17 protein-coding genes and 2 other annotated features (1 of these 19 cut by a window edge) are annotated in these 21,175 nt (G+C 41.9%); of the genes, 1 reads left to right on the top strand and 16 read right to left on the bottom strand.

The features are described 5' to 3' along the window. Positions 1-189 (bottom strand) — a binding site (T-box leader); it reaches 28 nt to the left of the window's first position. Positions 190-203: 14 nt separating this feature from the next. The 5 genes from FWJ32_RS03580 to FWJ32_RS03560 all read right to left on the bottom strand — a co-directional run bounded on the left by FWJ32_RS03580 (position 204) and on the right by FWJ32_RS03560 (position 7,815). Next, positions 204-3,932 (bottom strand): 5'-nucleotidase C-terminal domain-containing protein, encoded by a 3,729-nt coding sequence (locus tag FWJ32_RS03580; protein WP_162523485.1) that lies wholly within the window; start codon positions 3,930-3,932, stop codon positions 204-206. Between the two features lie 90 nt (positions 3,933-4,022). Next, a complete protein-coding gene (ispF, locus tag FWJ32_RS03575) occupies positions 4,023-4,517 on the bottom strand; it encodes a 2-C-methyl-D-erythritol 2,4-cyclodiphosphate synthase (protein ID WP_149544607.1) in 495 nt (164 codons plus the stop codon). Beyond that, the gene (locus FWJ32_RS03570) at positions 4,514-5,725 is read right to left on the bottom strand and encodes a lipase family alpha/beta hydrolase (protein WP_162523484.1); all 1,212 of its coding nucleotides are present in this window, start codon (positions 5,723-5,725) and stop codon (positions 4,514-4,516) included. Before FWJ32_RS03570 ends, ispF begins: the two co-directional genes overlap by 4 nt. 167 nt (positions 5,726-5,892) lie before the next feature. Then, the gene (gene ispD / locus FWJ32_RS03565) at positions 5,893-6,573 is read right to left on the bottom strand and encodes a 2-C-methyl-D-erythritol 4-phosphate cytidylyltransferase (RefSeq protein ID WP_149544605.1); all 681 of its coding nucleotides are present in this window, start codon (positions 6,571-6,573) and stop codon (positions 5,893-5,895) included. A gap of 138 nt (positions 6,574-6,711) precedes the next feature. Then, positions 6,712-7,815 (bottom strand): PIN/TRAM domain-containing protein, encoded by a 1,104-nt coding sequence (locus FWJ32_RS03560; RefSeq protein ID WP_149544604.1) that lies wholly within the window; start codon positions 7,813-7,815, stop codon positions 6,712-6,714. 231 nt (positions 7,816-8,046) lie between these two features. Between FWJ32_RS03560 and FWJ32_RS03555 the strand changes: the two genes are divergently transcribed. Then, on the top strand, positions 8,047-8,442 hold the full coding sequence (locus tag FWJ32_RS03555; protein WP_149544603.1) for a DUF1573 domain-containing protein: 396 nt from the start codon (positions 8,047-8,049) through the stop codon (positions 8,440-8,442). Here FWJ32_RS03555 and radA read toward each other — a convergent pair. The 11 genes from radA to FWJ32_RS03495 all read right to left on the bottom strand — a co-directional run bounded on the left by radA (position 8,439) and on the right by FWJ32_RS03495 (position 20,905). Next, the gene (gene radA / locus FWJ32_RS03550; protein WP_149544743.1) at positions 8,439-9,806 is read right to left on the bottom strand and encodes a DNA repair protein RadA; all 1,368 of its coding nucleotides are present in this window, start codon (positions 9,804-9,806) and stop codon (positions 8,439-8,441) included. The genes FWJ32_RS03555 and radA overlap by 4 nt on opposite strands. 133 nt (positions 9,807-9,939) lie before the next feature. Next, positions 9,940-12,381 (bottom strand): ATP-dependent Clp protease ATP-binding subunit, encoded by a 2,442-nt coding sequence (locus FWJ32_RS03545; protein WP_149544602.1) that lies wholly within the window; start codon positions 12,379-12,381, stop codon positions 9,940-9,942. 2 nt (positions 12,382-12,383) lie between these two features. Continuing rightward, the gene (locus FWJ32_RS03540) at positions 12,384-13,421 is read right to left on the bottom strand and encodes a protein arginine kinase (RefSeq protein ID WP_149544601.1); all 1,038 of its coding nucleotides are present in this window, start codon (positions 13,419-13,421) and stop codon (positions 12,384-12,386) included. An 11-nt stretch (positions 13,422-13,432) separates the two neighbouring features. Beyond that, the gene (locus tag FWJ32_RS03535; RefSeq protein WP_149544600.1) at positions 13,433-13,990 is read right to left on the bottom strand and encodes a UvrB/UvrC motif-containing protein; all 558 of its coding nucleotides are present in this window, start codon (positions 13,988-13,990) and stop codon (positions 13,433-13,435) included. An 11-nt stretch (positions 13,991-14,001) separates the two neighbouring features. Then, positions 14,002-14,478 carry a CtsR family transcriptional regulator gene (locus FWJ32_RS03530; protein ID WP_149544599.1) on the bottom strand — a complete coding sequence of 159 codons (477 nt, stop codon included), beginning with the start codon at positions 14,476-14,478 and terminating at the stop codon, positions 14,002-14,004. A gap of 166 nt (positions 14,479-14,644) precedes the next feature. Next, on the bottom strand, positions 14,645-14,830 hold the full coding sequence (locus tag FWJ32_RS03525; RefSeq protein ID WP_149544598.1) for a hypothetical protein: 186 nt from the start codon (positions 14,828-14,830) through the stop codon (positions 14,645-14,647). Continuing rightward, positions 14,805-15,071: a hypothetical protein gene (locus FWJ32_RS03520; protein WP_149544597.1), complete on the bottom strand. Its 267-nt coding sequence runs from the start codon at positions 15,069-15,071 to the stop codon at positions 14,805-14,807. The genes FWJ32_RS03525 and FWJ32_RS03520 overlap by 26 nt, the downstream gene beginning before the upstream one ends. Positions 15,072-15,281: 210 nt before the next feature. Then, the gene (locus tag FWJ32_RS03515; RefSeq protein ID WP_149544596.1) at positions 15,282-16,700 is read right to left on the bottom strand and encodes a YbaK/EbsC family protein; all 1,419 of its coding nucleotides are present in this window, start codon (positions 16,698-16,700) and stop codon (positions 15,282-15,284) included. 2 nt (positions 16,701-16,702) lie between these two features. Continuing rightward, positions 16,703-18,145 (bottom strand): proline--tRNA ligase, encoded by a 1,443-nt coding sequence (gene proS / locus FWJ32_RS03510; protein WP_149544595.1) that lies wholly within the window; start codon positions 18,143-18,145, stop codon positions 16,703-16,705. Between the two features lie 41 nt (positions 18,146-18,186). Continuing rightward, positions 18,187-18,378: a binding site (T-box leader), on the bottom strand. Between the two features lie 421 nt (positions 18,379-18,799). Continuing rightward, complete coding sequence (locus FWJ32_RS03500; protein WP_149544594.1) at positions 18,800-19,480, bottom strand: DUF1638 domain-containing protein; 681 nt, start codon at positions 19,478-19,480, stop codon at positions 18,800-18,802. A 198-nt stretch (positions 19,481-19,678) separates the two neighbouring features. Next, positions 19,679-20,905 (bottom strand): MFS transporter, encoded by a 1,227-nt coding sequence (locus FWJ32_RS03495; RefSeq protein ID WP_203227568.1) that lies wholly within the window; start codon positions 20,903-20,905, stop codon positions 19,679-19,681. Between the last annotated feature and the right edge of the window lie 270 nt (positions 20,906-21,175).

The following is a 21,175-nucleotide window of genomic DNA, read 5'->3' as shown; positions in this document are numbered from 1 at the left end:
TCTTGTTAAGGCAGACTGACGCCTTCACTCGAAGCTATAACGTAGCTGACGCCACACCATACTCATGTTCTGGGGTGATGCTCAAAGGTGCAATTCGAATACATCCAGTGGCCCGGGCCTGCTCTCAGCCGGTGACAGTCCCTCTCTTAGGGGCTCGATGTACCTACTCAACCTCTTCATTGCATTTAATTCATACTAATTTACTATGAATTATACCAGATATATCTCATTAATGCAATAGGTTTTTCCCCATAAAAAAAAACTCCGGTAAAAACCGGAGTTCTAAAGCTTACAGTCTTTGAGACATCTATCAGTCTATCTTCATATTCAGGTGATAATGTCTTACCTGCCGATGTGAGGTCCCTTATAGCCTTTATCATGGCTTCCCTTACAGGTATACCTGTGTCTTTCCCGTTCTGTGCCTTAGTGAATGTCATATAATTGTCTCCACCCGTAGCCATAAAATCATTGGTGACAACTTTATAAACCTTATCCATCTCCACCGGAGTACCGTCAGACAGGGTCATGCTTACTACCCTTTCACCCTCCGGTTTTGTAGAGTCATACTTTACTATAAGTCCGGCAAACTGAACCCATCCAACGTTGGTGTTCATTATGCCATGTTCCAGTACCTCTTTGATCTGTGCCCCCGTCATATCAAAGGTATAGAGGGTGTTATCAAAAGGCATTACCTCGTACATTTTACCAACAGTGATATCACCTTTTGGTATGCTGGTCCTGAGCCCGCCACCATTCTGGAATGCTATCTGAGCTCCGGATGCTTCCCTCATAATATCCGCCGTCCATTCACCCAGCAGAGAAAGGTGTCCCTTATCGTGCTCCAGGTCTACATCAGTCTTACCTATGACCTCATTCAGCAGTGGTGCAACATCTTTCAGGTAGTCATCAAGCATTGCCGCCACATCCTTATCAGGGGCAATGGTTTCTTTTGAGAGATTACCATTTACCTTTACAGTGGATGCAACTACCTTCTGTAATGGAACATAATAGTATAGAGTTATCTCGCCAACCGAACGTCCGTTGTAGTAAGCCTGGACAACAGGTATACCATTTATCTTTCCTGCTACAGTCTTATGGGTATGGCCTGTTATGATGGCATCCACATCAGATACCTTCGCCAGTTCTGCCCCCTCACCTGTTATGTTACCATCCTTATCCTGGTCAGTCCCAAGGTGGGACAGCACCACAATTATATCTGCTCCATTATCTTTTAATATCTTCGTATACTCCCTTGTAACCTCGATAGGGTCTTTAAACTCATAGGGTGCCACTATGTCAGGTTTGGTCTTATATGCAGTCTCAGGAGTAGAAAGGCCAATTATGCCTATCTTTATCCCATCCCTTTCAACAATAGTGTATGGCTTTGCCCAATCTACCGGTTTGCCAGTAGACCTGTCATACAGGTTTGCTGCCAGGAATGGGAACTTTGCTGTATTAATCCACCCTTTAAGCTTGTCAATACCCCAGTCAAATTCATGGTTTCCAATGGCTGAAGCGTCAAACCCTATCATATTCATAGCCTGGTTTACCGGTTCACCGTACAGCAGGTTTGACTCAGCGCTGCCTTGATAGTTGTCTCCAGCACTGAGTACAAGAGTCCTGTTAGGATTTGTTGCCTTTTTAGACTTTAAATATCCAGCCATTTTGGCTATTCCTATATTACTCCCCGATTCCTTTAGCTGTCCATGAAAGTCATTAATTGATAACAGTGTTACAGGTTTTATATTCTTTATGAAGTTGTCGATCATGGAAGCCATTTCGCCACGGGTAATGTTAGAAACTGGATTTAAGTTTCCATCCGAACCCTTTACTATACCAAGTCCAATTGCAGAGCTGATATATCCCTTAGCCCACTCGCTTACCTTGTCTGCATCCTTAAAGGACCCGAGGTTTTCACCATTATCTTTAAGATTCAGGGCTTTCATGAGCATGGAGAAAGCCTGTTCCCTGGTTATCTTCATATCTGTGCCAAACAGGGTATCGCTTATCCCATTGGTGACCCCATTTTTAAGTGCAGCTTCTACATAAGGTGCGAGTTCCTTATCCACATCTGTAAAGCTGGAAGACTCTACGGCAGGAAGCTGATATCCCATAGCCCTGACCAGAGTTTTTATAAATTCGCCCCTTGTGACCTCATCATTTACATTGATAGCTACAGAATTATTTTTCCCTGTATCCATAATGCCCATGTTAACAAGGTCAATGACATATGGCCTGGCCCAGCTATCAAGGTTAGCCCCAGTTATGGACCAGTTATTGTTTACTTCAGGAGATATGGTGCCCTTTTCTTTAATATAGCTTATAATAAGGTTCCTTATCTGGCCATTGTCGCCCATCTCTTTCTGAGAATCAAAAAGCACCTTTGGGTTAGTTATTCCGGCCGCCTTCATAAACCCACCGCCGCCGTTAAACCTGTAGTTGTTTATAGCCAGCTTTAACACCATATCATCAGTCACGGGCTTACCATGGAACTTCAAGTCCACAATTCTCTCTCCTGTAGGTTTCGATATATCAATCTTATAGTCTACACCCTCAAACATGTCATAGTTATATCCTGGTACATCCTTGTTAAAACCTATAGTTACATCGCCGGGCCTGTACTGGTTGTAATATTTAGCTGACCATTCCATAAGGTCCTTCAATTGCCTACCTGTAACCTCAATGGTATATAAATAGTTTTCATATATATACAGGCCGGAAATATCCCTGATGGTAATATCACCCTTCTTGATTATGCCATTGGGGTTAAACATGGCTGCCATGGACACATCCGCTTTACCGTAATACATCTGTACTTTCTGCACAAGATCTATCAAAGCCGTATCCTTAATCTGCGCCGTAGGAATTCCTTTTATTTCATCCACAGGCGCAAAATCATCGGTCGCTGTGCCTATCTTAGTATTAATGTAGTTCAAGGTCTGGTTATGGTATGGTTTTGCCAGATCCAGGACCTCCTGTGCCGGTTCAACATCCTTTGTAGAAATGGTATTGCTTGTTATATTTGCTATCCTATACCCTGCACCATCACTGGTGAGTTCCACGTCTATCCTGGATAAATACTCACCCCATCTGCCTGGTTCAGTTATTGTAACTCCGTTTATTACCTGATTTGGTATGTTTGAGTGTGTGTGCCCTGCTACTATGGCATTAATTTCCGGTACATTCTCTGCAAGGGCCTTGACCTGGTTCTCAGGGATGATATCTGTCGGTGACTCTATGCCCGAGTGCACAACTGCCAGTATAAAATCCACCTTTTCATCATCCTTAAGCACCTTGGCCCACTTTTTGCCTTCCTCTACTATGTCATTAAACTTGAGGCCCTTATAGTTATCTGGATTTTCCCACTCTGGTATGGTCTTTGTGGTAAGCCCAAGTATACCGACCTTAACACCACCAACATCTTTTATGGTGTACGGCTTTACAAAGTTTGTCCCGTCCTCTTTGTAAATATTTGCCGACAGAACAGGGAATTTTGCATCGGATATTACCTTGTTGAGTACGTCAAGGCCAAAATTGAATTCATGGTTGCCCAGGGTCATTGAGTCATAACCCATCATATTCATTACATCAATCATGGGATATGTAAAGTCTTTATTACCGGACAGTATCTGGGAGTTGTAATAGGAGACAAGCGGTGTTCCCTGTATAAGGTCGCCGTTATCCACGAGGATGGTATTGGGGTTTTCTGCCCTTACGCTTTTAACAATGGTGTAAACCTTGGCCAGGCCATAATCCGCCGGTTTTGCCTGGTCATAGTCCCATGGGTATATGTGTCCGTGAATATCTGATGTGGCCAGAATAGTCAAATTAACATTTTTCTGAGCCGCAACACCTGATACCTCTCCAAAGGTCACCATGGAGACAACAAGAACAAATATAAGGGCAAAACTAAAAATTTTTTTAAAACCCATAACTAACACCTCCATAAGATATCTGTTGTCTTACATCTATATAATTTCTACATATGTCTTGAATTTCCTGCTATTAAATAAAAAATTTCCTCAATATAGAGGAAATTTCTTATTATCGCTTGCAAGAAGTATTGTAGCCATAGCAGCAACCATATCGCCGCGACCTATATCGCCCATGCCCTCGTTGGTCTTTGCCTTTATGCTGACCGCATTGTCAGGTATCTCAAGTATACCTGCTATATTGTGTCTCATGGCTGGTATATAATCCCTTAATCTTGGGCTCTCACAGAGGATAACCGAGTCAATATTTACTACCTTGTAGCCATTCTCTTTAATAAGCCTGTATGCGTCTTTGAGCAGGATCATACTCGATATGTCTTTATATCGCTCATCAGAGTCAGGATAGTGATCACCTATATCCCCCATAGATGCTGCCCCGAACATAGCATCAATTACTGCATGGATCAAAACATCGGCATCAGAATGCCCCAAAAGTCCTTTCTGATATTGTATCTCAACACCTCCCAGGATAAGCTTACGCCCATCTACCATCCTGTGTGAATCATAACCTATACCAGTCCTCAATTTATATCCTCACCCTTTATTACAAATTCCGATGTAGTCCTTCTATATTCTTTATACACATTAACACCATTCTTCATTGTATCAATAAAAATATCTGATACAGGTAGATTTTCCCTTATCCTGAATCTGTAATCCCTTTTTTTCACATTAAACATCAGATACCAGTCGAATCTGTCATATATTGTAACCTTACTAAATTTTAAATCCTCAACATCTTCATACAGGTCAACCCCCTTAGGGACAATAATGCTGAGATAATTATCTATCTTTTCCGTCTCAAAGTGTCCCTTATAGTTGATATTTAGAATCTTAGAAATCTGTTCCAGCGCCTTTCCCATAAGGTCCGTATGAAGGCTCTTAACCTCTATGGCATTGCTCTTTACCCTCAAACTCTTTAAAAGGACTGTACCATCTCCTTCCAAATTCCTGACCACCCCCTCAGGCTTACCATCCTCCCAGCACTTATCCTTCTTTGATGATACCTGTATATACTCATTGGTATAGTGACCCGTTCCCCCAAAAAGATAAAGCCTGCACCTTTCCTCAAGGATATCAAATCTTTTGTTTAATTCCGCAAGATAGTCGTTTTTTTCTTTCATTTCCCTTATAGGGATAAAATCTATCTCACCATTTTTATAGGTAAAAATATAGTTACCATATTCCCTTACAGGCATAAGTTCTTTAATTGACTTTATATGATTTCTTATCACATCCTTAGGATGTGGTAAAAGATGCTGCCTTGATATCATCCACACAAAAGCCTTATAAAATATATTTAACGGGTCAAAGTCAGGTGTCGGTGCCAGGTCCCCACCCTCCCATGCATAGTATGCATTGGCAGAACCAGCATTAGGAGTGCCAAGCATTATAAGTTTATCCACATCATTTCTATAGCCATTATCCTGTATATAGTCCCTGGCAACCAGCCCACCCATGCTGTGGCATATAAGGATAACATCATCACACTTACATGCATTTTTTGCTGTATCAATCATAGGCACAAGAAATTTTGAAGAGATAAACCTTATATTTTCCCACCATGGGTAACAGGCGACAAAAAGATCTTTGTCCATGACATAACCCATTGAGGTAAGCCCATCGATCAATGGTCCATAAAACCTCTCACTGAAACCTAAACTGTATCCATTTTTCGCAAGCGGATTTGGTATGGAAGCGTAAAGACCAGGGACAATTATTACCGGTTTCATAAGACCACCCCATAAATTCTGCTGAGATTTCTGTCGTTTGTGTATTATACATAACATTAAAAGTATAACCGTACATTTTGTAATCGTTATATATCCATATACTTCACCACAATGCATCTACAATTACATCAGTTTTGCGGCAGCAGATTAGCTCAATTACACATACATTATATGCTTATAAGGGCTTCAAGTATAACAAGGTCTTCGGGGGTGGTGACCTTTATGTTTTTGTAGTCTCCCTCTACTATTTTTACGGATTTTCCTATCTTTTCTACAAGGGCACAGTCATCGGTTGCTACATACCCTTCCTCTATTGCCTTTTCATGTGCATCTTTTAATATCTCAAATCTGAAGGCCTGAGGAGTCTGTATAGCCCAGAGGCTTCTCCTGTCCGGTGTATATTTTACCATATTGTTTTCGCCTATAACCTTTACAGTGTCTTTTAGGGGTACACCAACAGCAGTGGCCCCCACCTCATATGCAACCTCTATTACATCTCTTATCATTTGTTCTGTTATAAGCGGCCTGGCCCCATCATGAACAACAACAACATCAGCATACTCCACGGCCGATAGTCCATTGAAAACCGAAAACTGCCTTTCACTTCCGCCCTCCACTATCCTGCTCACCTTTTTAAATCCATAACCTTTTACTATGTAATCATCCACATACCCTACCATGTCTCTTTGTACCACGAGCACTATCTCATCTATAAGCTCACACTGTTCAAGTATCCTCAATGAATACCATAACAGAGGCCTGCCATCGACTTCAATAAGTGTCTTATTAAACCCAGTCCCCATCCTCAAGCTCTTTCCTGCCGCAAGTAAAATAGCAGTATTTTTCACTATACTCACCACCGAACAACATTATACCATAAAAGCAGGGGACATATCATGAGATATGTCCCCTCGGTATTATATAATTCTATAATGACTGCTTTACAGCACGCAGAACAATATCAATCCTTGCCTTAAAAATGACTGTTATATTGCTTTTTCCTGTATATTTATCCTTGGCTTTGCAAATATCATCCTTCCAGCTGCAGTTTGAAGCACGCTTGTCACTACAACCTCAAGTGTGTCTCCAATGTATTTTTTACCTCCGTCAACCACAATCATGGTGCCATCGTCTAAGTATGCTATCCCCTGGCCGGATTCTTTCCCATCCTTTATAACCTGCACAACCATTTCTTCACCAGGAAGTACCACAGGTTTTACTGCATTGGATAGTTCATTTATATTCAAAACACTGACACCCTGAAACTCTGCTACCTTATTGAGATTATAGTCGTTGGTTACTACCTTGCCACCAATTACCTGGGCAAGCTTCAAGATCTTAAGGTCTACCTCTGCAATTTCAGGAAAATCTCTCTCATTTATTTCTACTTTTACATTGAGCTCTTTTTGCATTTTGTTTAATATATCAAGACCTCTTCTACCTCTATTTCTTTTTAAAGTATCAGACGAATCTGCAATATGCCTCAGTTCCTCTAAGACAAAGCCTGGAATAATGATATTTCCTTCTATAAAACCTGTTTTGCATATATCCAGAATCCTGCCGTCTATTATAACACTGGTATCCAATACCTTTGGCTGAATTCTGTCTTCAGGTTTGAGCTTCTCCTTGTTCATCTTCTTCAAAAACGAAAACATGTTTGAAAGCTCATCTTTTTTATGGACAGCAACCACAACACCCACATACCCGAGCACAATGTTTAATATAACGGTAACAACAATTCCGATTACTGGCACCAACCTAAAGGGTGTACTTACCAGGTTGGCTATAATAAGCCCTACTATAAGTCCCATTATCCCAACTAAAATCTCGTTAGTAGGTACCTTCTGCAGTGATGAATCCATCCATTCTGCAATATCTATTGACCACTTTATAATCCGTGGTGAGGATAAATATAAAGCCGTACCGCATCCCAACATTATAAGTCCTATAAAGAATAACTGCTGATTATTAGATAATGAGAACGTAAAGAAATCCTGAAAATTAAATATCCATAACAACCCCAAAGCTATTTCATACCCAAGGCCCAGACCAACTAAAAATAATGCAATCCTTACTATCCTTCTGAGCAAGCATATCACCTCCACTTCTATTATTTTCATTATACCAAATTTTTATAACCGTTAATAGTAAAATAAAATGTTTATTTTGGATATTCTTCATATAATTTTCCATCGTTTTAATAGAATATTTATCGGAACTTAAAATCATAATAACTTATACCACATTCACACTACCCCTTATTGACACAGCCATATTTAAAAAATATAATAACATTAATAGGTTTCACAAGGAGGAACATTATGAAAGACATTATCGTTGACGATTTCCAAAATACTGTTAATGAAGTCCTTTTCAGACATAAGAGCATACTTGATGTACTTACAAAACTGCAGGAAACCGATGCCAGGATAGGCAGGGCGGTAGCCAAAGCCGTCACTGTCTGCGGCTGCATCAAGATAGAAGCACAAAAGCAGGAGATACCTCCTGATATTGATATAACTGAAATTTCCAATTTCACCAGCTCTCACCTGAGTGGAGAGCTATGCGACGAATGCAGGGAGGTTATAAACCAGGAACTGCAAAATCACCTTTTTTACCTTGCAGCTCTTTGCAATTTATTAAATATCAATCTTTATGATAATATGCTTGAGGAATATGATAAACTCACCACCCTGGGAACCTTCAATATGCTTTAGTTTTCCTTAAAGGCAAGTTTTAAGGCTTCGCTCAAGGTTTTTACCCCTATTATTTCAATGCTGTCGATAGGTTTGATTTTATTCCTGTTCATTTGCGGAATTACCACCCTTTTCAGGCCGCTTCTTCTGGCCTCCTTTATCCTGCTCTCTACATTGCTGATGCTGCGTATCTCACCGGTAAGACCAATTTCACCAACAACAAGGGTATAGGGGTCTGCCGGTCTTTCCTTATAGCTGGAGGCTATTGCAACAGCTATACTCAAATCCTGTGCCGGCTCAGAAAGTTTCAACCCCCCTACAGCATTTACATATATATCCTGACTCTGTGTTTTTAAGCCAACCTGTTTTTCCAGTGCCGCTACGACCATTAAAAACCTGTTGTAGTCAAGGTCGTTTACCATCCTCCTCGGCATCCCAAAAATTGTTGGCGTAACAAGGGCCTGTATCTCAACTAATAGGGGCCTGGTCCCTTCCATCGCACAGCTGATAACAGAGCCAGGTGAATCACTCCTTTGACCAATAAGTATCTCAGAGGGGTTGTCTATAGACTCAAGGCCATTTTCGTCCATTTCAAAGAGTCCCACCTCGTTGGTAGAACCAAAGCGATTTTTAACCGCCCTTATCACCCTGTAGCTTCCCGACCTGTCCCCTTCAAAGTAGAGCACTGTATCCACCATATGTTCTAAAACCCTCGGCCCCGCCAACACCCCTTCTTTTGTGACATGTCCTATCACCATGGTGGTAATGCCATTGCTCTTGCTTATGCCCATCAACCTGGAAGTAACCAGCTTTATCTGACTTACACTACCTGCAGATGTATTTAGCTCTGAATCATACATGGTCTGAATTGAGTCAATTATGAGAAATTCTGGGGCTATATACTCAATCATGCCCTCTATTTTTGAAAATCGAGTCTCTGAAGCGACAAAAAGATTCTCTGACTGCCTACCTATCCTCTTTGCACGCATCTTTATCTGATTTACTGACTCCTCTCCAGACAAATAAAGCACCTTATGGCCGCTGCTGGCAAGCTTTATCGCTGCTTGAAGAATTAGGGTAGATTTACCTATACCCGGGTCGCCTCCAACAAGCACGAGTGACCCTTTTACAAGTCCACCACCCAATACCCTGTCAAATTCCTCTATGCCAGTCTTCGTTCTCTCTTCAGGTAATGAATCAATGTCTACCAGGGATACGGGAAGCTCTTCCTGTTTTAGTTTCAGGTCTTTCGTCGTTTTTTTCTCATCCTCATGCTTTTCTTCTATCATCGTGTTCCAACTGTTGCATGAAGGACATCGCCCCATCCACTTAGATGAGTGATAGCCACATTCTATACATACATATGAGCTTTTCTCTTTTGCCATGATTATCCCCCTTAAAAACAGGTCCTTCAGCGTAACCTGAAGGACCACAAAGTACAAACGGCACAATATCTGTCAACCAAAGGACAGCCCCTGTATTAAAAATTTAAGTCCTCTGATGTATTTTATAAAGCTATTATACATTCAGTTTTTGTTTGTTTCTGAAAATCAGTTTTCCATCTTCCACAGTCACCAGTACAGAATCCCCTGCCTTTACCTCGCCTCTTAACATAAGCTCTGATAGGGCATCTTCTACGTGCTTCTGTATGGCTCTTTTGAGCGGCCTGGCCCCATACGTTGGGTCAAAGCCCTCTTTGGCCAGATACTCCATGGCTTCAGGCATAAACTCCAAGGTGATGTTATTTTGCTGTATCCTCTTATTTACATCCTTGAGCATCAATTCAACTATCTTTCTCAAGTCATCAAGGGTTAGTTGACGGAACACAATCACATCGTCAACCCTGTTTAAAAATTCAGGTCTGAAGGTCCTTCTAAGCTCCTCTAAGACCTTTTCCTTCATCTTTTCATAGTCGCTTAAGCCTTCTTCTTCCTTTACTGTAAAACCTATGCTCTCCTGTTTTTTGATGGTTTCTGCGCCAACGTTTGATGTCATTATAATTACAGTGTTTTTGAAGTCCACAGTTCTGCCCTGCCCGTCTGTCAGCCTTCCATCATCCAAAATTTGCAGCAGTATATTGAACACATCAGGATGAGCCTTTTCTATCTCATCAAAAAGCACAACAGAATAGGGTTTCCTTCTTACCCTCTCTGTAAGCTGCCCTCCCTCATCATATCCCACATATCCTGGAGGCGAACCAATGAGTCTGGAGACGCTAAATCTCTCCATATACTCAGACATGTCAAGCCTTATTATAGCATTCTCATCGCCAAACATAGCCTCAGCAAGGGCTTTTGCCAGCTCTGTCTTACCCACACCCGTTGGTCCCAAAAAGATGAACGAACCAATAGGCCTTTTAGGGTCTTTTAGACCTACCCTTGCCCTCCTTATAGCACGGGCCACAGCATCTACTGCCTCATCCTGACCTATTACCCTCTCATGCAGTATCTTCTCCAGGTTTAATAACCTGTCTGATTCCTCTTGAGTCAGGCTCTTTACAGGTATGCCCGTCCATGTGGAAACAATATATGCTATATCACTTTCTGTCACACATTTGTCCTCCGACATCGTCCTTGCTGTCCATTCCTTCTTACGGTCTTCTATCTCCTGCTTTACTTTCTGTTCCTCATCCCTTATCCTCGCAGCCTTTTCAAATTCCTGAGCACTTATAGCAGCTTCTTTTTCCTTTTCAAGGTCGCTTAGCTTTTCTTCCAGCTCTTTGATTTCTGGTGGAGCTACATAGGTCTGCAGTCTGGCACGAGATGCAGCTTCATCAATAAGGTCTATGGCTTTGTCTGGCAGGAACCTGTCGGTTATATACCTGGCAGAAAGCTTTGCTGCAGCCTCCAAAGCACCGTCAGTTATCTTTACCCTATGATGTGCCTCATACCTGTCCCTTAAGCCTTTCAGGATTTCTATCGTCTCCTCAACAGTAGGCTCTTCAACCATTATCGGCTGAAATCTGCGTTCTAAGGCAGCATCCTTTTCCACATATTTTCTATACTCGTCTACAGTAGTGGCACCTACCACCTGTATCTCGCCACGGGCCAGTGCCGGCTTTAATATATTTGAGGCATCAATAGCACCCTCTGCCGCACCTGCTCCTATTATCGTATGCATCTCATCTATGAACAGTATCACATTCTGTGCCTTAATAACCTCATTTATGACATTTTTCAGCCTTTCCTCAAATTCTCCTCTGTATTTGGCACCTGCTACCATAGCAGAGAGGTCTAAGGTAACAACTCTCTTATCTTTTAAAATCTCCGGCACGTTACCGGCAACTATTTGCTGGGCCAGGCCCTCAGCTATAGCTGTTTTTCCAACCCCAGGGTCACCTATGAGGCAGGGATTATTTTTAGTACGTCTTGAGAGTACCTGTATAACCCTCTCTATCTCTTTTTGTCTCCCTATCACCGGGTCCAATTTACCGTCTCTTGCCATTTCGGTAAGGTCTCTACCATACTGGTTAAGGTTAGGAGTATTGCCGTATGCCCTCCCCTGTTTTGCCTGACCGCCGGGTTCCTGCGAGAGCAGCTTCATCACTTCATCCCTCGCCCTGTTTAGGTCCACACCCATCTCCATCAACACCCGTGCAGCTACACCTTCACCTTCTCTTAACAGACCAAGGAGAATATGCTCCGTCCCAACGTAGTTATGCCCCAACCTGCGTGCCTCCACAAAACTCAGTTCCAAAACCCTCTTTGCCCTCGGCGTATAACCAATAACATCCACAGGCATGGTTCCCCGTCCGATAAGGCTCTCTATCCTATCCCTTATATCGTCAAACTGCACGCCAAGGCTGTGGAGAGCCTGTGCAGCCACACCCTCATTTTCTTTTAAAAGCCCAAGCAGGATATGCTCAGTACCCACATAATTGTGGTTTAAAGCCTTAGCCTCTTCATTGGCAAGAATCAATACCCTCTGGGCCCTCTCTGTAAATCTACCACCAAACATCATTTTTACACACCTCCACTTTGAGTTTTTAAAATTTCTTTTACATATTCTGCCCTCTTTATGTCCCTCTCATAAGGCTCCAGCCTTCTGCCACACATAAGTTGCAGATTTGCTGGCCTTGTCATTATCAAAAGCTTATTGAGCACTGTAATTGGAACGTCAATCATACCCATATTCACACCCATCCTTACATCCGAAAGCAGCCTTAAAGTTTCTTCTGATGTCAGTACTCTGGCATTTGATAAAAGCCCAAATGCCCTGTATACCATATCCTCTATCTGTAACTTTGAACTTTTTAGCAAGGCCTCTATAGTTGAACGCTCAGCATTCAGTATCTCCATAGCAAGGCCCCTTATATTACCAATAATGTCCCTCTCAGACCTGCCCAGGGTTACCTGATTGGAAATCTGAAAGATGTCTCCTAAGGCCTGTGTCCCTTCTCCATATATTCCCCTTACCGTTATTCCCAGTTTATTAATATTTTCAATCACATTGTTTATATTCCCTGTCTTGACCAGTGCAGGAAGGTGCATCATCACTGAAACCCTCAAGCCCGTACCTACATTGGTGGGACATGCTGTTATATAACCAAGCTCCTCGTCAAAGGCAAAAGATTCATTCTCTTCTAAAAGGTCATCAATCTTATCAGCAATATCCCATGCTGCCTCAGGGTTTAACCCAGCTGCAAAGCATTGAATTCTGATATGGTCTTCCTCATTTATCATTATAGACACAGAGTTGTCATTTTTTAATATAAGTCCACCCTTACTATAATTCCTCGCAAGATCAGGACTGATCAGGTGTTTTTCCACCAACGCCTGGCGGCTTGTATCATCCATGGCTTTCAGGTCTAAAAACTGAAGCTGTGGGGAAAGTGATGAACCCTTATCCAGCAATGCCTCTTTGCATCTTTTGATAGCAACCTGCGACTGTTCTACACTTATTATATCAGGAAATGGCAAATCTTCAAAATTTCTGGCAAGTCTTATACGACTGCTTAGTACCACATCCCCCTCCGGCCCCTTTTCATCAAACCAACTCACGTCAAACACCTCTATCCCTTTAATTTCTTTTCAAGGTCCTTTATTCTGTCTCTCAGCTCAGCAGCTTTTTCAAATTCCTCCTTCTTGACCGCTTCATCAAGCTGCGCCCTGAGTTCCTCAATCTCTCTCTTAATCCTGAGGTTACCACCTTTTCTCCGAGGTACTTTGCCCACATGGTTTGAACTACCATGGACCCGCCTTATAAGAGGATTTAACCTCTCCCTGAAAGTAGAGTAGCATTTAGGACATCCCAGAAAACCTGTCTTTTTAAATTGAGAATACAATAGGCCACAATATTCACATCTCAGTTCCTCCTCTACTGTTCCGGGAGACATTCCCCAGTCCATAAAACCTGAAAGAAAGCTGCCGGGTCCAAATGGTTCAGTAAAGAAATTGTTGCCAAAAACAAATGGCATAAACCCGGACATCATACCCTGTAGATTGCCACCAAATGTAGCACCTACCTCTTTAGCACACTCTGAACATAGATGAGCTTCAGACTTAACACCATTCACAATCTGAGTATAATGCACAGTTGCAGGATTTTTCCCGCACCTTTCACAGAGCATACCCATCCCTCCTACGCATCTTCATTGCAAAACTTAATTAAGGTCAAAAATATCGTCTTAACAATATTTGCCCTTATACTATCCCTGATCTCGGGATCTAGATTTAATGTCCTGTCGCTCACAACATTTTTAAATATGTTGTGTATCTTTTCGTCCAATATGTTTTGCTCAAGGAGGCCATCTATATATGCATATGCGGTCTGCTGATCCATGCTGTCACCCATCTTCTGAGACAACATCTGCAGAAGGTAGTGGTCTTCATCAACGTCAGCTTTAAATATCCTTACATATCCACCGCCGCCTCTCTTACTCTCTATATAATAACCTCTTTCATAAGTGAACCTTGTCTCCAGTACATAGTTTATCTGCGACGGCGCACATCTAAAATAGTTGGCAAGCTCATTTCGCTGTATCACAACAAAATTGTTCCCACTTTCTTCTAACATCTGCTTTATGAAGTTTTCTATAATGTCGCTAAGCCTTGCCATCATTTCACCTCTTTACTGCCTTTGACTTTCTTTGACTTTCAATTTTAGTTTAACCCACCATTTTTTACATGTAAAGCCTGTGATATTTAAAAATTAACCTATTTTAACTGAATATTTTCCTCAGTCACATTGTATCTCTTTTAATCGTACAAAAGCGCAGGTTTACCTACGCTTTTGTGTCAGCATCTGCACCGGGATTTTTCTCTGCAGAGATCTCTTTCATGTATTTAGCCCTTTGTCTCATTACATTGGGCATGACCCACTTATGAAGGGTAGGTACAAATTCGCCGAAGGCATTCTCAGGTGTAATGCTCCTCTTGTTTTTTCTACTCAAGTCCTTTTGGTCTGTCATCAGAGGTCCTCCTTTTACGGGCCATTATCTTATATGTTCTTCCATTGTCTGATGTCTTTGGAAGGAATTCATAGCCGCCACTCTCCAGTATACTATAGATATTATATGCATCCACTGCATCATTGCTGTCTATGTTTATAACAATTTCATCCTCATCTGAAGCATTTTCCACTACCCTCTTTACAATTACACCATCCATTACCGGATTAAAATCGCCAAGATTGACTGTTATTATAGACATAAAAACCACCCTCCTCCACATTTATTTTGTGTAATCAGGGTGGTTTATATACTCAATAAAATATTACTGATTATAACAGTAAATGAAAATGAACAAGAATCTCAGACACCAAAAACAAACCCTTAATTATGTTTCCCACTATAGTTTTATGCCCAACAAGTTATCTCAATAAATTCAATGAAATCCAGCGTCGGCTTTGAATTCATCATATCATTGAAGCCCACGACTATTCAGTATTTCTAAAAGCCTATCCCTCTCAACAAACTTTGACTCTCCTCTTCTATACCTCAGTTCATACCTGCCTATTTCATTGGTCTTATCAGTGACTATTACAGTCTTTGGAATGCCAAGAAGGTCTATATCTACCAGCCGTGCCCTAAGCCCCATGTCTCTATCATCATACAAAACATCAAAATCTCTTTCAAGTAACCTCTTGATGCTGTTTGCCTCATCCACAAGAAATTTATTCCCTGGCGAGGTTACCTCTATCGCCACATCAAATGGGGCCAATCCCCTGGGCCACCTGATACCATATTCATCCATTCCATTTTTCACAATGCTCTGCAGGATGCGTCCCAGATGATAGGTAAAGCTGCACACACCCTCATAAGGCTCGTCTTTCTGCATGACTACATACCCCTTGACAGTCCTTAACCCACAACTGCAGACAGGGCATTTATCTCCTTCTGTACCACATCTCAGGTCAAAGTACCTCTCAACCTGGAAATCCCTCCCCGGTGTACAACCTACAATATGGGTGTCAAGCTTATTGGCACCAGCAACCATTTTATCCATATGGCTTATCTCAAGGTCCGCAATTATCGGCACATTTATGCCCACAGGCCCACAAAACCCCGGTGGTGAGCCTGTTATAGACTTCACCACGGATTCATCGGCCAGGCCAACCCTGTCTGCCTCCAGAGCCTTTTTCAATTTTTCTTCTGATATCGTCCTGTCACCCCTTACCATTACTGCATAATAATACTTTTCCTTTTGCCTCTCTGTCTCATATATCATGGTCTTAACGGTCATTTCAGGTATAATATCCAAACACTTACAGAGCTTATCTATAGTAGTAGCACCCGGAGTATATATCTCCATCATGTCAGTTGCAGAATCAGGTATGCCTGCTTCCATACTAATCTCTATATTGTGAGGGTCATAAAGTCTGCCACATTCAGGACAACTGAGAAATCTCATATGGCCCGTCTCATTCGTGGAAACATAAACTGCACTATTTTCAACCTTTTGGACATACTCTCGAATAAATTCAGGTAAATACACCCCTGAATTTTCTTCCTTAAAATATACAGTCAGCTCATCGCCGCAAAGGGAATAAAATGCAATCTGATACAGGTCCATCTCGTTTTTTAAAACCTTAAAAAACGAGATGGACCTCTTCTCATCAAGGCCGCCATGCATTACTTCATGTGCACTACAGTAGTATTTCAGTATCCGATTGATAATCTTTCTAATCACTTTGATACTCAAGGGCATATACAAAAGAGAGTCAGCACTGACCTTCCTCACAAGGCCGGCCCTTACCATGAGCCTGACTGTATCATCACCCAGGCTTTTAGAAACATCCTTAAGAGGCATTGGTACTATCTCTGACATGTTCATATACATAATCAATATGACCTTGCAAAAATTACCTTTTTGGTAGCCCTATTGCCACAGTGCACACACCCACCATCAGGCTCACTACCTTCAAATGGTATACACCTTATGGTGGCCATGGTCTCATCTTTTATCGCAAGCTCACATTCAGTACTCCCGCACCAATTTGCCTTTACAAAACCCTTTTTATTTTCTATTGTCTCTTTAAACTCATCAAAACTATGAACTTCTCTCGTATTTTTCTCCACAAAAGCCCTTGCCTGAGTGAACATATTCCTCTGTATGTCCTCAAGTACCTCTCCAATTTTCACATCCAGAGCATCCTGGGATATAACCATCTTTTCACCGGTATCCCTTCTAACTAAGACCACCTGGTCATTCTTTACATCCCTTGGACCAATCTCAATCCTTAGAGGCACACCTTTCATCTCGTATTCACTGAATTTCCATCCTGGGGTCTTTTCATCATTAAAGTCCACTTCCACACGGAATCTGCTATTAAGCCCCGCAGATAGTTCCTTAGCCTTTTCAAACACCTTTTCACTTTCCTGTCCAGGTATAGGTATTATTATTGCCTGTACAGGGGCTATCCGCGGCGGTATTTTAAGACCTTTGTTATCCCCGTGGACCATGATCAGTGCCCCAATGAGCCTCGTTGAAACACCCCATGATGTCTGCCAAACATACTTTAGCTGTCCATCTGTGTCTAAATATTGTATATCAAACACCTTTGCAAAGTGCTGCCCAAGGTTATGGGATGTGCCGGCCTGAAGTGCCTTACCGTCCTTCATAAGAGCCTCAATGGTATATGTCCTCAATGCCCCAGCAAACTTTTCATTCTCAGTTTTCCTACCCTTTATCACAGGTATAGCCAGCTCAGTCTCCACAAAGTCCCTGTAAACCTCAAGCATCCTCAGTGTCTCTTCCTCGGCCTCTTCTTCTGTCCTGTGGGCTGTATGCCCCTCCTGCCATAGAAATTCTGATGTCCTTAAAAACGGTCTGGTACTCTTTTCCCATCTGACTACATTTGCCCACTGATTTATCAGGACTGGTAGGTCCCTCCACGACTTTATCCACTTTGAATACATGCTGCATATTATAGTTTCCGACGTCGGCCTTACGGCAAGCCTCTCCACCAATTCATCACTGCCCCCATGGGTAACCCATGCCACCTCAGGCGCAAACCCTTCCACATGCTCTGCTTCCTTTTGAAGGAGAGATTCGGGGATGAACAGTGGAAAATATGCATTCTTATGCCCTGTTTCTTTAAAGCGTCTGTCTAAAAGCTGCTGCATGTTTTCCCATATAGCATAGCCATATGGTCTGAAGACAATACAACCCCTTACTGTAGAATAATCAGCCAGTTCTGCCTTCAATATGGTATCAATATACCATTGAGAAAAATCCTCATCCATTGGGGTAATCTCTTTTAAATACTGATTTTTCTCCTCCATAATATCCTCCTTTTCTTTAAAAAAAGAACCCTCCAACCCCTCACAGGGACGGAAGGTTCCGCGGTACCACCCTTATTGGCAAAAGCCCACTTAAATATATAACGGATATCCGGGAAAGCTCATCGCTTCCTGCTCCAGGGTGGGTTCAAAACCATAGGCAGCCGGCATCTCAGCCAACAGCCAGCTCTCTGTATGCCCGACAGGTTTATACTATTCCCCTTCACCGCATTTGATATATTATTTGTTAAGATAGTTTACCATTACACATTTATTTTGTCAATATCCACCACTATCAAAGGTTTACCGTAGCCACCCTCTGTTTGAGGCAGAGGATTAGCAGCCACTTTGTTAATTGCCTTAACTGCCTGTATTTGCTAAGGCCGATCAAGATTTTTTATATCTTCTATATTGTCCAGGTCAGACTGATTTATGCCAAGTTCCCGCATGGCTTTTTCCATTGGGATAAAATCCACCTGTGTATTTTGCGTACAGAATATATATTTCCCGAAAGAAAAAATAGCATAGTGTTCCCCTCTTTTGGAATTCTATGCCATTGGATTTTCCCTTATAAACAATGGAAAAATTATATCAAAAAAGTATTAAACAAAGCAAAAAATCAAGTGTAGCGACAAATTTTTTAGCTGTATACCTCTACTATAGATCCTGGTAAGTATTTCTATCATAAACATATCCCAGACTTGCTGTATTGACTGTTTGACCTTTATCAATAATAATAAAATCATCATCGTAGGGGCCGGTCAATAATTTTTTCAACAGCCATAGGTTGCCTTTCCCCGTAAACAATTCCAGATCTGCAATTCCAGCTATTTTTTTTGCCCTATCCCAATAATCGGCTACATTATAAGCACCCGTGTCAATGAGCATCAATTTATTGTAATGTTTTAACATAATCTGAAATATTCTTTTCGTCCTTTTTTCTCCATAACGATTCACGGCATTCAGATATTCATTCAACAAACTCTTTGAGTTTTCTATCCAGCCTTTGGTCAAAAAGTAAGTTTCTTTCATGCGTTCATATTTCTCTTCTGGTTTGGAAAGGAGCATTGAAATACAGTCATCGGTTTTGGGAAAAATCAGGTTTGCAGTAGAGGCTTTCAGACCTATTACAGCATTACCGCAAAACCCGTATGCAAACAATATGTTGTCGAATCCGTTCTGTGCATCGATTTCCTGCTGCAATTTTGACCTCAGACGATTGGGATCACTATGATACTCAGAGCTCACCCATACCACTGGGTACTCACAATGAGTTTCATTGACGGCCAGATTTAATTCATCGTAAAGCGTCTGGCAAGCAATGATGACATTTCTCATGCTTTCACATCCTTAATGTTGTTTATAATTCTATTATACGTCAATAGGCCACTAATTTCAAAAAATGAATTTACTTTTTTTCAAAATGAGAGTTATCTTTATATTTGAATAATGACAATAAATCCTGTTAAAAAAACAGATGTTTTAATAGAGAAGCCAGAAAGGACATTTCTGGCTTCTTCACTCCTTGTTTATGCATTAGTGAGAGGAGTCTGGATCTGATTTTGCACGAGCTTTCACGCCCAGCTCGGGCAGGAACATTATTACAACCGCAGCCATTAAAAAGCTTAACCCTGCAAGGCCAAACATAATATAAAAATTTGTACCTGCAATAGGGGCTATAATAAATGTTGGAATGCAGAATGCACCAATGAGCTGCATGGTGGCAATCAAACCCCCGGCGCTTCCGGCATAAACCGGGCCGATTTCTGGCAATAACATGGGGAAAGACATCAGCAGTGGAGAAATAGCCGCCCCCACAAAGCCATTGATAATGAACAAAATCCACATAACTGCTCCTAGAGGCGCCTGCCAAGCATAGTAAGTGCCAGCTGCCGCTAGGATGGCTGATATTACAAGAAATGGTTTCATACGACCCAGACGATCACAAATCACAGGGCCTAAAATGCTGCCAGCCAATCCTCCCCAACTTCCCAGTGATGCTGCAAAGCCTGCTTTTACGGGGTCCAACCCCCTCACTGCATGAAGCGCATTAGGGAGAAAACCGGAAAGAGCCATCATTGCGCCCATGATGAACATCATAGTTATTCCCACAAGCCAGATGTTTCTGCTTTTGGCTGCCACACCGATGTATTTAGCCACAGGCATGCTCGGCATATCCGGTGCACCTTCGGGCTTATCCTTTATGAATAACACCCAGAGTGCGGCGATTATCACACAGATCACACCTGCGGTTATGAAAGCACTTCTCATAGATGGAAACATGGCAGATGTGGCAGTACCTACAGCCATAGCAATGGTGGCGGAAGCCAGAACAACTCCCATGGCGGTGCCAATTTGCTCTGGCGGAAACCACGCTCCCAACAGCTTGGAGATATTGGCGTTCAAAAAGGCTGAACTGCATCCTGCCATAGCCATCAGTATTAACATCTCCCAAAAGTTTGTGGCTGCAAAGCGGAAAGTTATGCCTATTATAGCAAATATGAATCCCACTGACACTACTTTCTTTACGCCGAAACGGTCGGCCATTGCACCTGCCGCAATGCTGAAAAATACAGCAGGCAGCATGGGAGCCGAAAGGATACTGGCATACTGCGACGAAGAAAGGTTGAAGGCAGGGATAAGCTTATATGCGAGGGCAGGGATCTGATACTGCGCATAGCTCCCGATAAATGTCGCCAAACAAGCAATCGTCAGGATAACCCAGCGGTATGAAGATGACTGCTGAGCGTTATTATTCATCATTCACGATGCTCCTTTCCATATATTATTAATTTAAAAAATTAGGAACATCAACGTTTTACACTGGGAAAAATGACAAATTATTTTTATATTAAAATTTAACGTCCGTGATTTTGTTGTTTTATGTTTTATATCAATAAATACATTAGATATTGGAAGACGGTTTCCTCAAGACCCTGAAGTTTTGACGCTCCAAAATCCGACACCTCAGGATTCAATGCCTTGTACTCCTCCCAGGTCTTGTAGTATTTGCTCTCCAGTTTCCTCGAAGGT

It is taken from the genome of Calorimonas adulescens, assembly GCF_008274215.1.
GTDB classification, from domain to species: domain Bacteria; phylum Bacillota; class Thermoanaerobacteria; order Thermoanaerobacterales; family UBA4877; genus Calorimonas; species Calorimonas adulescens.
This window is presented reverse-complemented; position numbering and strand designations above follow the sequence as displayed.

Excerpts from the sequence above, each read along its gene's own strand:
- FWJ32_RS03535 (WP_149544600.1), bottom strand. The coding sequence starts at position 13,990 with ATGCTCTGTGAAAGGTGCGGGAAAAATCCTGCAACTGTGCATTATACT.
- FWJ32_RS03545 (WP_149544602.1), bottom strand. The coding sequence starts at position 12,381 with ATGATGTTTGGTGGTAGATTTACAGAGAGGGCCCAGAGGGTATTGATT.
- FWJ32_RS03570 (WP_162523484.1), bottom strand. The coding sequence starts at position 5,725 with ATGAAACCGGTAATAATTGTCCCTGGTCTTTACGCTTCCATACCAAAT.
- FWJ32_RS03520 (WP_149544597.1), bottom strand. The coding sequence starts at position 15,071 with ATGTCTATAATAACAGTCAATCTTGGCGATTTTAATCCGGTAATGGAT.
- FWJ32_RS03530 (WP_149544599.1), bottom strand. The coding sequence starts at position 14,478 with ATGGCAAGGCTTAGCGACATTATAGAAAACTTCATAAAGCAGATGTTA.
- radA (WP_149544743.1), bottom strand. The coding sequence starts at position 9,806 with ATGGCAAAAGAGAAAAGCTCATATGTATGTATAGAATGTGGCTATCAC.
- FWJ32_RS03580 (WP_162523485.1), bottom strand. The coding sequence starts at position 3,932 with ATGGGTTTTAAAAAAATTTTTAGTTTTGCCCTTATATTTGTTCTTGTT.
- proS (WP_149544595.1), bottom strand. The coding sequence starts at position 18,145 with ATGGAGGAGAAAAATCAGTATTTAAAAGAGATTACCCCAATGGATGAG.
- FWJ32_RS03515 (WP_149544596.1), bottom strand. The coding sequence starts at position 16,700 with ATGTATATGAACATGTCAGAGATAGTACCAATGCCTCTTAAGGATGTT.
- FWJ32_RS03525 (WP_149544598.1), bottom strand. The coding sequence starts at position 14,830 with ATGACAGACCAAAAGGACTTGAGTAGAAAAAACAAGAGGAGCATTACA.
- FWJ32_RS03500 (WP_149544594.1), bottom strand. The coding sequence starts at position 19,480 with ATGAGAAATGTCATCATTGCTTGCCAGACGCTTTACGATGAATTAAAT.
- FWJ32_RS03555 (WP_149544603.1), top strand. The coding sequence starts at position 8,047 with ATGAAAGACATTATCGTTGACGATTTCCAAAATACTGTTAATGAAGTC.
- FWJ32_RS03495 (WP_203227568.1), bottom strand. The coding sequence starts at position 20,905 with ATGATGAATAATAACGCTCAGCAGTCATCTTCATACCGCTGGGTTATC.